This window comes from Pseudomonas flavocrustae, from assembly GCF_029872515.1.
Lineage (GTDB): Bacteria > Pseudomonadota > Gammaproteobacteria > Pseudomonadales > Pseudomonadaceae > Chryseomonas > Chryseomonas aestiva.
Genome location: NZ_JAPDIQ010000001.1, coordinates 77,541 through 91,029 on the forward strand (window position 1 = coordinate 77,541; position 13,489 = coordinate 91,029).

General features: G+C 68.7%; 15 protein-coding genes. All 15 read left to right on the top strand.

The window, feature by feature from the left end:
* The first annotated feature begins 98 nt into the window (after positions 1-98).
* Complete coding sequence (locus OMP44_RS00355) at positions 99-1,349, top strand: lipoprotein-releasing ABC transporter permease subunit (protein WP_133862787.1); 1,251 nt, start codon at positions 99-101, stop codon at positions 1,347-1,349.
* Complete coding sequence (gene lolD, locus OMP44_RS00360) at positions 1,342-2,043, top strand: lipoprotein-releasing ABC transporter ATP-binding protein LolD (protein WP_280305859.1); 702 nt, start codon at positions 1,342-1,344, stop codon at positions 2,041-2,043. The genes OMP44_RS00355 and lolD overlap by 8 nt, the downstream gene beginning before the upstream one ends.
* 7 nt (positions 2,044-2,050) lie before the next feature.
* Positions 2,051-3,292: a lipoprotein-releasing ABC transporter permease subunit gene (locus OMP44_RS00365; RefSeq protein WP_187980107.1), complete on the top strand. Its 1,242-nt coding sequence runs from the start codon at positions 2,051-2,053 to the stop codon at positions 3,290-3,292.
* A gap of 104 nt (positions 3,293-3,396) precedes the next feature.
* Positions 3,397-5,637 (top strand): DNA internalization-related competence protein ComEC/Rec2, encoded by a 2,241-nt coding sequence (locus OMP44_RS00370; RefSeq protein WP_187980106.1) that lies wholly within the window; start codon positions 3,397-3,399, stop codon positions 5,635-5,637.
* A 48-nt stretch (positions 5,638-5,685) separates the two neighbouring features.
* Positions 5,686-6,321 (top strand): MotA/TolQ/ExbB proton channel family protein, encoded by a 636-nt coding sequence (locus OMP44_RS00375; protein WP_059315847.1) that lies wholly within the window; start codon positions 5,686-5,688, stop codon positions 6,319-6,321.
* Positions 6,318-6,758, top strand: coding sequence for an ExbD/TolR family protein (locus tag OMP44_RS00380; RefSeq protein ID WP_133862784.1), 441 nt, complete (start codon positions 6,318-6,320; stop codon positions 6,756-6,758). The genes OMP44_RS00375 and OMP44_RS00380 overlap by 4 nt, the downstream gene beginning before the upstream one ends.
* Positions 6,755-7,762 (top strand): tetraacyldisaccharide 4'-kinase, encoded by a 1,008-nt coding sequence (lpxK, locus tag OMP44_RS00385; protein WP_280305863.1) that lies wholly within the window; start codon positions 6,755-6,757, stop codon positions 7,760-7,762. Before OMP44_RS00380 ends, lpxK begins: the two co-directional genes overlap by 4 nt.
* Before the next feature lie 14 nt (positions 7,763-7,776).
* Positions 7,777-7,962 (top strand): Trm112 family protein, encoded by a 186-nt coding sequence (locus OMP44_RS00390; RefSeq protein ID WP_007162406.1) that lies wholly within the window; start codon positions 7,777-7,779, stop codon positions 7,960-7,962.
* Positions 7,959-8,723 carry a 3-deoxy-manno-octulosonate cytidylyltransferase gene (kdsB, locus tag OMP44_RS00395; protein WP_280305871.1) on the top strand — a complete coding sequence of 255 codons (765 nt, stop codon included), beginning with the start codon at positions 7,959-7,961 and terminating at the stop codon, positions 8,721-8,723. The genes OMP44_RS00390 and kdsB overlap by 4 nt, the downstream gene beginning before the upstream one ends.
* Positions 8,724-8,729: 6 nt before the next feature.
* Positions 8,730-9,197, top strand: a complete 468-nt coding sequence (locus OMP44_RS00400; RefSeq protein WP_187981249.1) for a low molecular weight protein-tyrosine-phosphatase — start codon at positions 8,730-8,732, stop codon at positions 9,195-9,197.
* On the top strand, positions 9,187-10,209 hold the full coding sequence (gene murB, locus OMP44_RS00405) for a UDP-N-acetylmuramate dehydrogenase (RefSeq protein WP_187980102.1): 1,023 nt from the start codon (positions 9,187-9,189) through the stop codon (positions 10,207-10,209). Before OMP44_RS00400 ends, murB begins: the two co-directional genes overlap by 11 nt.
* Entirely contained in the window at positions 10,206-10,784 is a 579-nt protein-coding gene (petA, locus tag OMP44_RS00410) for a ubiquinol-cytochrome c reductase iron-sulfur subunit (RefSeq protein WP_187980101.1), read from the top strand. The genes murB and petA overlap by 4 nt, the downstream gene beginning before the upstream one ends.
* On the top strand, positions 10,781-11,974 hold the full coding sequence (locus OMP44_RS00415; protein WP_280305874.1) for a cytochrome b: 1,194 nt from the start codon (positions 10,781-10,783) through the stop codon (positions 11,972-11,974). Before petA ends, OMP44_RS00415 begins: the two co-directional genes overlap by 4 nt.
* On the top strand, positions 11,971-12,636 hold the full coding sequence (locus OMP44_RS00420; protein ID WP_187980099.1) for a cytochrome c1: 666 nt from the start codon (positions 11,971-11,973) through the stop codon (positions 12,634-12,636). Before OMP44_RS00415 ends, OMP44_RS00420 begins: the two co-directional genes overlap by 4 nt.
* A 232-nt stretch (positions 12,637-12,868) precedes the next feature.
* Positions 12,869-13,483: a glutathione S-transferase N-terminal domain-containing protein gene (locus tag OMP44_RS00425; protein WP_158892870.1), complete on the top strand. Its 615-nt coding sequence runs from the start codon at positions 12,869-12,871 to the stop codon at positions 13,481-13,483.
* Positions 13,484-13,489: the final 6 nt, after the last annotated feature.

Below are 13,489 nucleotides of genomic sequence, written 5' to 3' on the forward strand. Positions count from 1 at the left end.
CTCCGTGGGTGATGGCCCCGAGTGTAGCCGGCGAGCCGGCACGGTGTCGCCGTCCAACCCGCAGGGCGCCTACGTCTTTCCGCCGTGCAAGCGAGCCTATGTTCAGACCCCTGCCGATCTACCTTGGCCTGCGTTACGTCCGCGCCAAGCGCCGTAACCATTTCGTCTCCTTCATCTCGCTCACCTCCATGATCGGCCTGGCCCTCGGCGTGGTCGTCATGATCGTGGTGCTGTCGGTCATGAACGGCTTCGATCGCGAGATGCGCGATCGCGTCCTCGGCATGATTCCCCATGCCACGGTGGAGTCCTACCAGCCGGTGCCCGACTGGCGCAGCGTGCGCGAATTGGCGCTGCAGAACAGCCAGGTGGCCGCGGTGGCGCCCTTCACCCAGTTGCAGGGCATGCTGGCCCACGACAAGGCGGTGCAGACGGTGTTGCTCAACGCCATCGATCCGGCCGAGGAACCCAAGGTCTCGATCATCCCCAGCTTCATGCGCGAGGGCCGGCTCGACGACCTCAAGCCGGGTGAATTCGGCATCATCATCGGTTCCCTGGCCGCCGAGAAACTGGGCGTGAAGGTTGGCGACAAGCTCACCTACATCGCCCCGGAAGTGGCCGTGACCCCCGCCGGCATGTTTCCGCGCATGAAGAGATTCACCGTGGTGGGCATCTTCAGCGTCGGCGCCGGCGAGCTGGACGGCTCGGTGGGCCTGATCGACATCGAAGACGCCGCGCGGCTGCAGCGCTGGCCGGCGAACGCGGTACAGGGCGTGCGCCTCAAGCTGCACGACCTGTTCCAGGCGCCGGACGTGTCCTGGAACATCGCTCGCCAGCTGCCGGGCAAGGACTGGTACGCCCGCGACTGGACCCGCACCCACGGCAATCTCTATCAGGCCATCGGCATGGAAAAGACCATGATCGGCCTGCTGCTGCTGCTGATCGTCGCCGTGGCCGCCTTCAACATCGTCTCCACCCTGGTGATGGTGGTGACCGACAAGAAATCCGACATCGCCATCCTGCGCACCCTGGGCGCCACGCCCCGGCAGATCATGGCGGTGTTCATGGTCCAGGGGACCTTCATCGGCGTCATCGGCACCGCCATCGGCTGCCTGCTGGGCGTGCTCGCCGCGCTCAACGTCAGTGCCGCCCTGGCCTGGGTGCAACGGATCACCGGGCACCAGTTCCTCAACGCCGAGGTGTATTTCATCGACTACCTGCCGGCGCAGCTGCAGCTGCACGACGTCCTGCTGGTCTGCGGCGCGTCCTTCGCCCTGAGCTTCCTGGCCACGCTCTATCCCTCCTGGAGCGCCGCCCGTACCCAACCCGCCGAGGCCCTGCGTTATGAATGATCGAGCCGTTTTGCGTTGCCAGGACCTGGGCAAGCGCTACGAGGAAGGCCCCCAGACCGTCGAGGTGCTGAGCAATGTCCAGCTGACCCTGCAACCGGGCGAGCGGGTGTCCATCGTCGGCAGTTCGGGGTCGGGCAAGACCACCCTGCTGAATCTGCTCGGCGGCCTCGACACCCCCAGCAGCGGTAGTGTCTGGCTCGATGGCGAAGAGCTGTCGGCGCTGAACGAGAAGGCCCGTGGCCTCTTGCGCAATCGCGCCATGGGCTTCGTCTACCAGTTCCACCACCTGCTGCCCGAATTCAGCGCCCTGGAAAACGTCTGCATGCCGCTGCTGATCGGCAAGGCCTCCATCGGCGAAGCCCGCGAGCGCGCCGCCAAGTTGCTGGAGCGGGTCGGTCTCGGTCATCGCCTGGGCCACAAGCCGGCCGAGCTGTCCGGTGGCGAGCGCCAGCGCGTGGCCATCGCCCGGGCGCTGGTCAACCAGCCCAAGCTGGTACTGCTCGACGAACCCACCGGCAACCTCGATCAGCACACCGCCCATGGCATCCAGGACCTGATGCTGGAACTGTCCACCTCGCTGCGCACCGCCTTCCTGGTGGTGACCCACGATCGGGTGCTGGCTGGCCAGATGGATCGGATGCTGCGCCTGGACGAAGGCCATCTGGTCGACGCCACGCCGGCCCGGCAGGTCTGAGGTCGCCATGTTCAGACCGCTTTCGCTGTTCATCGGCCTGAGATACACCCGCGCCAAGCGGCGCAAGTCGTTCATCTCCTTCTTCTCGCTGGTTTCCATGTTCGGCCTGGCGCTGGGCGTGCTGGCCATGATCCTGGTGCTGTCGGTGATGAACGGCTTCCAGGAAGAAATGCGCGGCCGCATCCTCGGCATGGTGCCCCATGCCTTCATCAGTGGTGCCCAGCCGCTGGACGACTGGCGCCCGCTGGCGGCCAAGGCCGAGCAGCAGCCCCATGTGCTGGCGGCGGTGCCCTATACCCAGTTGCAGGGCATGCTTTCGGTACGGGGTCGCATGCAGCCGCTGCTGGTGGACGGCATCGATCCGGCCCAGGAAAAGCGCGTGTCCATCGTCGGCGAACGCATGACCCAGGGCAGTCTCGACGCCCTCAAGCCCGGTGAATTCGGCATCGTGCTGGGCGAGATCGCCGCGCGACGCTTCCAGCTGGAGCTGGGCAGCCAGGTCACGGTGATCATCCCCGAGGTCGGCGCCACCGGCAGCATCACCCCGCGGCTGCGGCGCTTCACCGTGGTCGGTACCTTCAAGGTCGGCGCCGAGCTGGATGCCTCCCTGGCCCTGATCAACGTCGCCGATGCCGCCCCGCTCAAGGGCTGGCAGCCGGGCCAGGTGGAAAGCATCCGCCTGGCGCTGGACGATCTGTTCCAGGCGCCGCGCATCTCCCGCGACGTGGCCAAGGCCCTCGGCGACGGCTACCAGGCGCGTGACTGGACGATCTCCCAGGGCAGTCTGTTCCAGGCCATGCAGATGGAAAAGACCATGATCGGCCTGCTGCTCCTGCTGATCGTCGCCGTGGCCGCCTTCAACATCATCGCCACCCTCATCATGGTGGTGGCCGACAAGAAGGCCGATATCGCCATCCTGCGCACCCTGGGCGCCACGCCCGGGCAGATCATGGCGGTGTTCATGGTGCAGGGCACGGTGATCGGCCTGGTCGGTACCCTGATCGGCGGCGTGCTGGGCGTCATCGCGGCACTCAACGTCAGCAGCTGGATCGCCGCCCTGGAGCGTCTGGTCGGCCACAAGCTGTTTGGTGGTGACATGTACTTCATCAGCAACCTGCCGTCGCGGCTGGAGCTGGAAGACGTGGTGCTGATCGCCGTGGCCGCCCTGAGCATGAGTTTCCTGGCGACCCTCTATCCCGCCTGGCGCGCCTCGCGCACCTCACCGGCCGAAGCCCTGCGCTACGACTGATCTCCTGCCGGGCCAGGCGGCGCTACGCCCCTGGCCCTACGGCGTCCAAGCTGCTCTAATCCGCGCTTCCGAAGCTCTTTTGGCTCTCCAAGGATGGAGTCCTGATGCGCGCCGCTCTGCTGTCCTTCGCCCTGGGCGTGCTGCTCCTGCGCGCCTTCGCCACACTGCCGTCGCTATCCCTGCTGGCGGCCCTCGCGGCGGTGGCCCTGGTGCTCCTGTTCACCCGCTTCCTGGCGCTCGGTGCCTTCGGGCTGGGCCTGGCCTGGGCGCTGCTCAATGGTCACTGGGCGCTGGACGATCGCCTGGATCCGACGCTGGAGCAGCGGGTGCTGTGGATCGACGGCGAGATCAGCGGCCTGCCCACGGTGGAGGCCGACTCGGTGGGTTTCGTGCTCGCCGGGGCAACCAGCCGCCGCGCGCTGAAGCTGCCGGCGCGGATCCGCCTGAGCTGGCACGGCGGGCCGCGCCCACTGGCCGGCGAACGCTGGCGCCTGGCCGCGGAGCTGCGCGGCCCCGCGGGTCTGGTCAACCCCCTCGGGCAGGATCGCGAAGCCTGGCTGCTGGCCCAGGGCATAGGCGCCACCGGCAGCGTCAAGGATGGCCAGCGCCTGGCCGCCGCCAGTGGCCTGGCGACCTGGCGCGACGGCATCCGGCAATACCTGCAGACGCGGGATCCGGCGGGGCAGGGTGGGCTGCTCGCCGCCCTGGTGGTGGGCGACGGCTCGGGTATCACCACTGCCCAGTGGCAGCTGTTCCAGGACACCGGCACCGTGCACCTGATGGTGATCTCCGGGCAGCACATCGGCCTGATCGCCCTAGGCGTTTATGCCGGGGTGGTCCTTCTGGCACGCCGTGGCCTCTGGCCGCGTCAACTGCCCTGGCGTCTGTCCGCGGCGGTGCTGACGATCGCCACCGCACTGGGCTACGGACTGCTGGCCGGCTTCGAGGTGCCGGTGCAGCGGGCCTGCGTCATGGTCACCCTGGGCCTGCTCTGGCAACTCGGGCGCCAGCAGGTGCGGCTGGCGGACGCGGTCCTGCTGGCCCTGGCACTGGTGCTGGCCGCCAATCCGCTGGTCAGTCTGCTGCCCGGATTCTGGCTGTCCTTTGGCGCCGTGCTGTTGCTGCTGTGGAGCTTTGCCGGCCGCCTGGGCCGACTGCCCTGGTGGCTCACCCTCGGGCGCGCTCAGTGGTGCATGGCCGTGGGCCTGGCGCCGCTGCTCCTGGCGCTGGGCCTGCCCCTGAGCCCGAGCGGCCCGCTGGCCAATGCCCTGGCCGTGCCGCTGATGGACCTGGCCATCGTGCCCCTGGCGCTGGCGGGGACCCTGCTGTCCCTGCTCTGGTCGCCGCTGGGGACGCCGGCCTTGCTGCTGGCGGGTGGCCTGCTGCAGGGGCTGCTCTGGCTGCTGAGCGGCTTGGCGCACCTGGCTGCAGCCTGGCAGCCGGTCCTCGCGCCCGCCTGGGCGCTGTGGCTGGCGGGGCTGGGGGCGCTGCTGGCGCTACTGCCCGCGGGTGTGCCGCTACGAGGCTTCGGCGTGCTGCTGATGCTGCCGGGGCTGTTTCCCCCGTCGCCGGTACCCGCGGCGGGGCTGGCGCGGATCACCGTGCTGGACGTGGGGCAGGGCCTGGCGGTGCTGGTGCGCACCCGCGACCATGCGCTGCTCTACGACGCCGGGCCGCGCCAGGGCAGCTATGACAGCGGCGCCCGGGTCGTCCTGCCCAACCTGCAGGCCCTTGGCATCGACACCCTGGACGTCATGCTGCTCAGTCATGCCGATGCCGACCACGCCGGCGGTGCGCCGGCCGTGGCCAGAGGACTGCCGCCAGGACAGGTACTCAGCGGCGAGGCGGGTCGGCTCCAGCCGGAATTGCACGCGCGGGATTGCACGGATGGGGCCGAGTGGCGCTGGAACGAGGTCGTCTTCACCACCTGGTGGCACCCCGCGGCGGATTCCAACGCCTCCTCCTGCGTGCTCAGCGTCGCCGCGAGGGGCGAGCGCCTGCTGCTGACCGGCGACATCGATGCCCGCCGTGAAGCCGAGCTGGTGGCCAGCGGGGTGCCGCTGGCAGCCGAGTGGCTGGTCGCTCCGCACCATGGCAGTCGCAGCGGTTCCAGCGCCGCCTTCATCGACGCCGTCCAGCCGCGCGGCGTACTGATCTCCAGGGGGCTGAACAATCGCTATGGCCATCCCCATCCCCAGGTGCTGGCGCGCTATCGCGAGCGCGGCGTGCTGCCCTACGACACCGCCGCGCTGGGCGCCCTGAGCTGGACCCTGGGTCGCTGGGAGGTACCGCACGGGCAGCGCCAGGTGCGGCATTGGTGGCGGATAGGCCCGCCGACACCCTGAGGCGTTCGTGCTAGAGTGGCCGCATTTTGCGGCAGGGGTAACGCTCTCGTGTTCGAAATGGTCAAAGCTGGCGGCTGGATGATGCTGCCGATCATCCTCAGTTCCATCCTGGCCACGGCCATCATCGCCGAGCGGCTGTGGACCCTGAGACGCAGCCGGGTGGCACCGCCGACGCTGCTCGCCCAGGTCTGGCGCTGGATCCAGGACAAGCAGCTCAATGCCGAGCGGCTGCGCGAATTGCGCGCCGGATCGCCCCTGGGCGACATCCTCGCCGCGGGCCTGACCAACTCCCGTCATGGCCGCGACATCATGAAGGAAGCCATCGAGGAAGCCGGCAGCCGCGTGGTGCACGACCTCGAACGCTATCTCAACACCCTCGGCAGCATCGCCGCCCTGGCACCCCTGATGGGCCTGCTCGGCACGGTGTTCGGCATGATCGACATCTTCAGCGCCTTCATGAACGACGGCATGGCCAATGCGCCCATCCTCGCCGGCGGCATCTCCAAGGCGCTGGTCACCACCGCCACCGGCCTGCTGGTGGCGATTCCCGCGGTGTTCTTCCATCGCTACCTGCTGCGCCGGGTCGATGAGCTGGTGGTCGGAATGGAGCAGGAAGCGGTCAAGCTGGTGGACATCCTCCACGGCGATCGCGAGGTGGACGTCCGCGAAGGGGCTCCGGCGTGAAATTCCGTCGCCGCGCCGGCGGCGCCGCCCGCGAAGAGGTCTATATCAACCTGGCCTCCTTCATCGACGTCATCTTCGTCCTGCTGCTGTTCTTCGTGGTGACCGCGACCTTCAGCAAGCCCAGCCAGCTGAAGATCGAACTGCCCGAGGCCGACAGCGCCGCAGCGGCCGCCAACCAGGCCAAGACCCTGGAAATCAGCATCACCGCCGAAGGCCAGATGGCGCTCAACGGCCAGACCCTGGCGCGCAACGACCTGACCGGCCTGACCACCGCGCTGCAGCGTGAATCCGGCGGCGACAACAGCCTGCCGCTGGTGATCACCGCCGATGGCCGCGCCACCCACCAGTCGGTGGTCATGGCCATGGACGCTGCCGGCAAGCTGGGTTTCAGCCAGTTGCGCATCACCACCCTCGAGGCCCAGGCGAAGCGTCCGTGAGCCTGGGTGAGCGCCTGGTCCGCGCCTGGTACCAGGGGCATCCGGCCCTGAGCCTGCTGGCGCCGCTCGAAGCCCTCTATCGGCAGGTCGCCCGGCGCAAGCGCCGGCGGTTCCTGGCGGGGCAGGGCAGCATCCATCGCGCGCCGGTGCCGGTCATCGTGGTGGGCAATCTCACCGTCGGCGGTACCGGCAAGACGCCCATGATCCTCTGGCTGATCGGCCACCTGCGCGCGCGCGGGCTGAGGGTCGGGGTGGTCAGCCGGGGCTATGGCGCCACGCCGCCGAGTCTACCCTGGCGGGTGCGGGCCACCGACACCGCCGCCGTCGCCGGCGACGAGCCGCTGCTGATCGTGCAGCGCACCGGGGTGGCCCTGGTCACGGATCCCGATCGTGGGCGCGCCGTCGAACGCCTGCTCTCCGAGGAGCGGCTCGATATCATTCTCAGCGACGACGGCCTGCAGCACTATCGCCTGGCCCGCGACCTGGAACTGGTGATGGTCGATGCGGCGCGCGGCTTCGGCAATGGCCGCTGCCTGCCGGCCGGGCCGCTGCGCGAACCCCTGGAGCGGCTGGCCGAGGTGGACGCCGTGATCCACAACGGCGCCACTGTCGATCCTGCCGACGGCTACGGCCTGACCCTGCAGCCCTGCGCCCTGGTCAATCTGCGCAGCGGCGAGACGCGATCGCTGGATTTCTTTCCCCCGGGGCAGCGCCTGCACTCCCTGGCCGGCATCGGCAACCCCGGCCGTTTCTTCGCCACCCTCGAAGGACTACACTGGCAGCCGTTGCCCCATGCCTTCGCCGATCACGCCACCTACAGCGCGGCAGAGCTGGCCTTCACCCCGGCGCTGCCGCTGGTGATGACCGAGAAGGACGCGGTCAAGTGCCGGTCCTTCGCCGCCGCCGACTGGTGGTACCTGGCGGTGGACGCCCAGCCCTCGGCCGCTTTCGTCGCCTGGCTGGATGGGCGTCTCGACCGGCTACTGCCCGAACACTCTCACTGACGGAATCTTCGCCCATGGATCTCAAGCTGCTGGACATCCTCGCCTGCCCCCTGACCAAGAGCCCGCTGATCTTGAGCGACGACAAGACCGAGCTCATCAGCAAGGCCGCCGGCCTGGCCTTCCCGATTCGCGACGGCATCCCGGTGATGCTGGAAAGCGAGGCGCGCATCATCACCACGGATGAGCGTCTGGACAAATGAGCACCGCGTTCACCGTCGTCATCCCGGCGCGGCTCGCCAGCACCCGACTGCCCAACAAGCCGCTGCTCGACATCGCCGGCAAGCCGATGATCCAACACGTCTGGGAGCAGGCCCGGCGCAGTGGCGCCGAGCAGGTGGTGGTGGCGACCGACCACGACGACATCCTGCGTGCCTGCGAAGGCTTTGGCGCGCGTGTCCTGCTGACCCGTGCCGATCATGCTTCGGGCACCGATCGCCTGGCCGAGGTGGCCGAGCTGCTCGGCCTGGCCGCTGACGCCCTGGTGGTCAACGTCCAGGGCGACGAGCCGCTGATACCACCGGCGGTGATCGAACAGGTGGCCAATAATCTCGCTGCCCATCCCGAAGCCGGCGTGGCCACCCTGGCCGAGCCGATCGCGGACGTCGACAGCCTGTTCAATCCCAATGTGGTCAAGGTGAGCACCGACCTGAACGGCCTGGCGCTGACCTTCAGCCGGGCGCCGCTGCCCTGGGCGCGCAATGCCTTCGCCGCTGATCGCGCGCAGCTGCCCCAGGGCTTTCCCTACCGTCGCCACATCGGCATCTACGCCTATCGCGCCGGCTTCCTCGCCGATTTCGTCAGCTGGGGTCCCTGCGCCCTGGAAGAGACCGAAGCCCTGGAGCAATTGCGCGCCCTCTGGCACGGCGTTCGTATCCATGTCGCCGATGCCCTGGAAGCGCCCCAGGCCGGCGTGGATACCCGAGAAGATCTCGAGCGCGTCAGACGCCTGCTGGGAGCCTAGATGACCCTGCGCATCCTGTTCGTCTGCATGGGCAACATCTGCCGTTCGCCCACCGCCGAAGGCATCCTCAGGGCCAAGCTGGACGCCGCCGGCCTGACCGAGGTGGTGGAGCTGGATTCGGCCGGCACCGGCGATTGGCATGTCGGCAAGGCCCCGGATCCCCGTGCCATCCAGGCCGCGGCGGGTCGCGGCTATGCCATCGGTGACCTGCGCGCGCGTCAGGTCGCCGAGGATGATTTCCAGCGTTTCGACCTGATCCTGGCCATGGACCAGGACAACCTCGCCTGGCTGGAACAGCTGCGCCCTGATGAGGGCGCCGTGCCCGAACTCTTCCTGGCGCGCCAGGGCCTGGCGGTGGACGAGGTGCCGGATCCCTATTACGGCGGTGCAGCCGGCTTCGAGCGGGTCCTCGACCTGCTGGAAAGCGCCTGCGATGGCCTGGTCGCCGAGGTGGCTGCCCGTCATGGTCGCTGAGCTGCAACAGCAGGTCCCCCTGCAAGGCCTCAACACCTTCGGCCTGGTGGCGCAAGCCGATCGCTATCTGGAAGCCGCCAGCGACGCCGAGGTCCGCGCGGCCCTGGCGTTGGCCCGGCAACTGGACGTGCCCCTGCGGGTGCTGGGCGGTGGCAGCAACCTGGTCCTGCCCGAACGGGTCGAGGGTCTGGTGCTGCGGTTGACGTCCCGCGGCATCCGTCTGCTGGCGGAGGAGGGCGATGCCCTGCTGGTGGAAGCCGAAGCCGGCGAGCCCTGGCATCCCTTCGTCATGGCCACCCTGGCCAATGGCTGGTACGGGCTGGAAAATCTCAGCCTGATCCCAGGCACCGTGGGCGCCTCACCGATCCAGAACATCGGCGCCTATGGCGTCGAATTGAAGGACAGATGCGCCGGGGTCACGGCACTCGATCGCCACAGCGGCGAGCTCCATGACCTCGGCCCGGCCGATTGCGCCTTCGCCTATCGCGAGAGTCGCTTCAAGGCCGAGGCCGGGCGCTGGATCGTGCTGCGGGTACGCTTCCGGCTCAGTCGCAAGCCGCAGCTGGTGCTGGACTATGGTCCGGTACGCCAGGCGCTCACCGCGGCGGGCGTCACGCAGCCAACGCCCGAAGCCGTCAGCGCGGCCATCTGCAGCATTCGCCAGAGCAAGCTGCCCGACCCGGCGGTGCTGGGCAATGCCGGCAGCTTCTTCAAGAATCCGGTGGTGACCGCTGGCGAGGCCGCAGCTCTGCATGAGCGCTATCCGAGCCTGCCGACCTATCCGCAGGCCGATGGCAGCGTCAAGCTGGCCGCTGGCTGGCTGATCGATCAGGCCGGCTGGCGCGGCCATCGCGACGGCGCCGTGGGGGTGCATGCCGCCCAGGCGCTGGTGCTGGTCAACTTCGGTGGCGCCCGCAGTCGCGACGTCCTGGCCCTGGCCGAGCGCATCCGCGCCTCGGTGCGCGAGCGCTTCGGCGTGACGCTGGAGATGGAGCCGGGAAGCCTGACGTGACCGCTGACGCCCCCGATGCCCAACGCCGTCGCCTGCTGATCGCCACCACCTCCGCCGTCGGCGGTCTGGGCCTGGTGGCGGGCAGCGTGCCCTTCGTCTGCGCCCTGCGGCCCAGTCGGTCGGCGGAGGTGGCGGCGGCGCCGGTCGAGGTGGATCTCCAGGCCTTGCGCGAAGGCGAGCAACTCACGGTGCAATGGCGCGGCCAGCCGGTCTGCGTCCTGCGCCGCAGCGCGGCGGACCAGGCCCGCCTGCTGGCCGACGAGGCAGGGCTGGCCGACCCGGATTCCCGGGAATCCAGCCAGCCACCCTATGTCGATCCGCGCCTGAGATCGCGGCGGCCGGACATCTTCGTCGTCACCGCGATCTGCACCCATCTGGGCTGCATTCCCTCCCTGGCACCAGGCGCGGCGGACCGGGACGGGGGCTATCTCTGTCCCTGCCATGGCTCCCACTTCGATCTCGCCGGGCGGGTCTATCGCGACCAGCCGGCACCGCTGAATCTGGCCGTGCCGCCCCATCATTTTCGCGGCGACAATCTGCTGGTGATCGGCAGCGACGGGGAGGGCGCGACATGAGCAACGACGAGCCCGGCTGGCTGGAGCGACGGCTGCCCCTGGGCGCCTTCTGGCGCCGGCACTTCAGTGACTACCGGGTGCCGCGCAATCTCAACGTCTTCTACCTGTTCGGCTCGCTGCTGCTCTTCATCCTGGCGCTGCAGGTGCTGACCGGACTCTGGCTGCTGTTCGGCTATGAGCCGACGGTGAAGGGCGCCTTCGCCTCGGTCCAGCTGTTCATGCGCGAGGTGCCCTTCGGCTGGCTGATCCGCTACCTTCACGCGGTGGGCGCCTCGGCGCTGTTCGTCTGCCTCTACCTGCACATGCTGCGCGGCCTGCTCTATGGCTCCTATCGGGCGCCGCGCGAGCTGGTCTGGAGCTTTGGCGTGCTGCTCTACCTGCTCCTGCTGGCCCAGGCCTTCTTTGGCTATCTGCTGCCCTGGGGGCAACTCTCCTACTGGGGCGCCCAGGTGTCTCTGAGCGCGGTCGAGGCGCTGCCCCTGGTAGGCCCGAGCCTGGCCGATCTGCTGCGCGGCGGGGTGGTGCTGTCCGACGCCACCCTGCGGCGCTTCCAGGCCCTGCATGTGGTCGGGCTGCCGCTGTTGATCCTTGCGCTGGTGAGCCTGCACGTCGTCGCCCTGCGCCAGACCGGCTCGAACAATCCCGAGGGTGACGAGCGCGATGTCCGAGGTGCAGCCGGGGTGGCTTTCCACCCCTATCTGACGCTCAAGGACCTCTGTGGTCTGGCAGTCTTCCTGCTGGTGTTTCTCGCCGTGGTGCTGCTGGCGCCGGACCTGGGCGGGCTGGTGCTGGAGCCGGCCAACCAGCAGCCGGCCGATCCGCTGGTGACCCCCGCGCACATCGCCCCGCCCTGGTACCTGGCGCCCTTCTATGCGCTGCTGCGGGCGGTGCCGAGCATGGCCGGCGGCCTCGGCCTGGCGGCTCTGGCCATCGCCCTGCTGTTCGTGCTGCCCTGGCTGGATCGCAGTGCGGCCCGCTCGATCCGCCACAAGGCCTGGCCGGGGCGGCTGGGGCTGTACCTGGTCTGCCTGGCCTTTGTCGCCCTGGGAATACTGGGCGTGGTCGCGCTGACCGATGGGCGCCTGTGGCTGGCGCGCCTGGCCGCGGGTGTCTATTTCATCGGCCTGCTGGGCATGCCCTGGTACAGCCGGCTGGGTCGTCCGCGTGCGCCAGTGGAGTCCCGGTCATGAGTCGCGGGCTGCTGCTGGGCCTGCTTCTGCTGTGCAGCGGTCTGGCCATCGGTGCCGACGGTGATCCCCGGGCTGGGGCCATCAGCTTCGGCCGCTATTGCCTGGCCTGTCATGGCCAGGAATACCAGCGCTTCGACCGGGTCGCCGCCGATCTCCACCTGGACCTCGCCAGCTGGGCGCCCGGACGCACCGCCAGCGCGCCCATGCTCGGCCTGCTCAAGCCCGAGGATGCCCGGCGTGCCTTCGGCAGCGTGCCGCCGGATCTCACCCTGATCGCCGCGGTGCGCGGCGAGGCCTGGCTGCGCGCCTTCCTGCAGGAGTTCTACGTGGCGCCCGGGCGGCCACTCGGGGTCGACAACCTCAGGGCGCCCGGCACCCGCATGCCCGATGTTCTGGCCGCCTTGCGCGGCCGCCAGGTGCGCGACTGCAGCGCGGGACGTTGCGTGCTGCGTCTGGAGCCGGACAGTGGCGCCCAGACGCCCGAACAATTCGCCCGCACCGTCGAGGATCTGGTTGCCTACCTTGGCTATTCGGCGGCGCCGGAACGTAGTCTGGCCTGGCGCCTCGCGCCCTGGGTGCTGGGCTATCTGCTGCTGTTCGCCGTCCTGGCCTTCTGGCTTAAGCGCGAATTCTGGCGGCGATTGCCCGACAGTGAGCGATGAGACGGAGGCTTGTCTGAAAAGTCGCCGAGCGAAGGTGAGGCAGGGCAAAAATCAGCGAGGAAGCGGACCGGGCTCGCGCTCGAGTTTGCAAAGGGTAAATGAGCATTCCGAGCTGATTTTTAACGCAGCATCACCGATGTGCAGGCAGTTTTTAGACAAAGCCTAGGTCTCGGGCGGCAAGGTGCGAGATAATCCCGCCTTTGCAGCTTCGCCCCCAACGGGGGAGGGACCCATGGGCGCCATAACCCGCCTGACCTGTTTCCATGATCCCGAGGATCACTACAGCCACCGGATCCGCCTGATCCTGGCGGAAAAGAACGTCGAGTGCGAGCTGATCGCCGTACGTCGTGGCGAATGCCCGCGGCAGCTGGCCGAGCACAATCCCTATGGCACCGTGCCGACGCTGATGGATCGCGACCTGGTGCTCTATGGTACCGAGGTGCTCATGGAGTATCTCGAGGAGCGCTATCCGCACCCGCCGCTGTTGCCGGCCTATCCGGTCACCCGCGGTCAGTCGCGGCTGCTGATGCACCGCATCGGGCGCGACTGGTGCACCCTGGTGGACGCCATCCTGCAGGCGGCGCCGGGCGCCGACCTCGCAGCCGCGCGCAAGGAATTGCGCGAGAGCCTGACCGGCGTGGCGCCGATCTTCGCGGAAAAACCCTTTTTCCTGAGCGACGACTTTTCCCTGGTGGACTGTTGCCTGCTCCCCCTCCTGTGGCGACTGCCGCGCCTGGGCATCGAATTGCCCCGGGCCGCCAAGCCGCTGCAGGACTACATGGATCGCATGTTCGCGCGCGACAGTTTCCGATCCAGTCTTTCGGTCACCGAGCGTGAGATGCGCTAGAGGAGA

Bases quoted from the DNA above. Each gene is read 5' to 3' on its own strand.
- OMP44_RS00355 (WP_133862787.1), top strand. From the start codon at position 99: ATGTTCAGACCCCTGCCGATCTACCTTGGCCTGCGTTACGTCCGCGCC.
- lolD (WP_280305859.1), top strand. From the start codon at position 1,342: ATGAATGATCGAGCCGTTTTGCGTTGCCAGGACCTGGGCAAGCGCTAC.
- OMP44_RS00365 (WP_187980107.1), top strand. From the start codon at position 2,051: ATGTTCAGACCGCTTTCGCTGTTCATCGGCCTGAGATACACCCGCGCC.
- OMP44_RS00370 (WP_187980106.1), top strand. From the start codon at position 3,397: ATGCGCGCCGCTCTGCTGTCCTTCGCCCTGGGCGTGCTGCTCCTGCGC.
- OMP44_RS00390 (WP_007162406.1), top strand. From the start codon at position 7,777: ATGGATCTCAAGCTGCTGGACATCCTCGCCTGCCCCCTGACCAAGAGC.
- kdsB (WP_280305871.1), top strand. From the start codon at position 7,959: ATGAGCACCGCGTTCACCGTCGTCATCCCGGCGCGGCTCGCCAGCACC.
- murB (WP_187980102.1), top strand. From the start codon at position 9,187: ATGGTCGCTGAGCTGCAACAGCAGGTCCCCCTGCAAGGCCTCAACACC.
- OMP44_RS00415 (WP_280305874.1), top strand. From the start codon at position 10,781: ATGAGCAACGACGAGCCCGGCTGGCTGGAGCGACGGCTGCCCCTGGGC.
- OMP44_RS00420 (WP_187980099.1), top strand. From the start codon at position 11,971: ATGAGTCGCGGGCTGCTGCTGGGCCTGCTTCTGCTGTGCAGCGGTCTG.
- OMP44_RS00425 (WP_158892870.1), top strand. From the start codon at position 12,869: ATGGGCGCCATAACCCGCCTGACCTGTTTCCATGATCCCGAGGATCAC.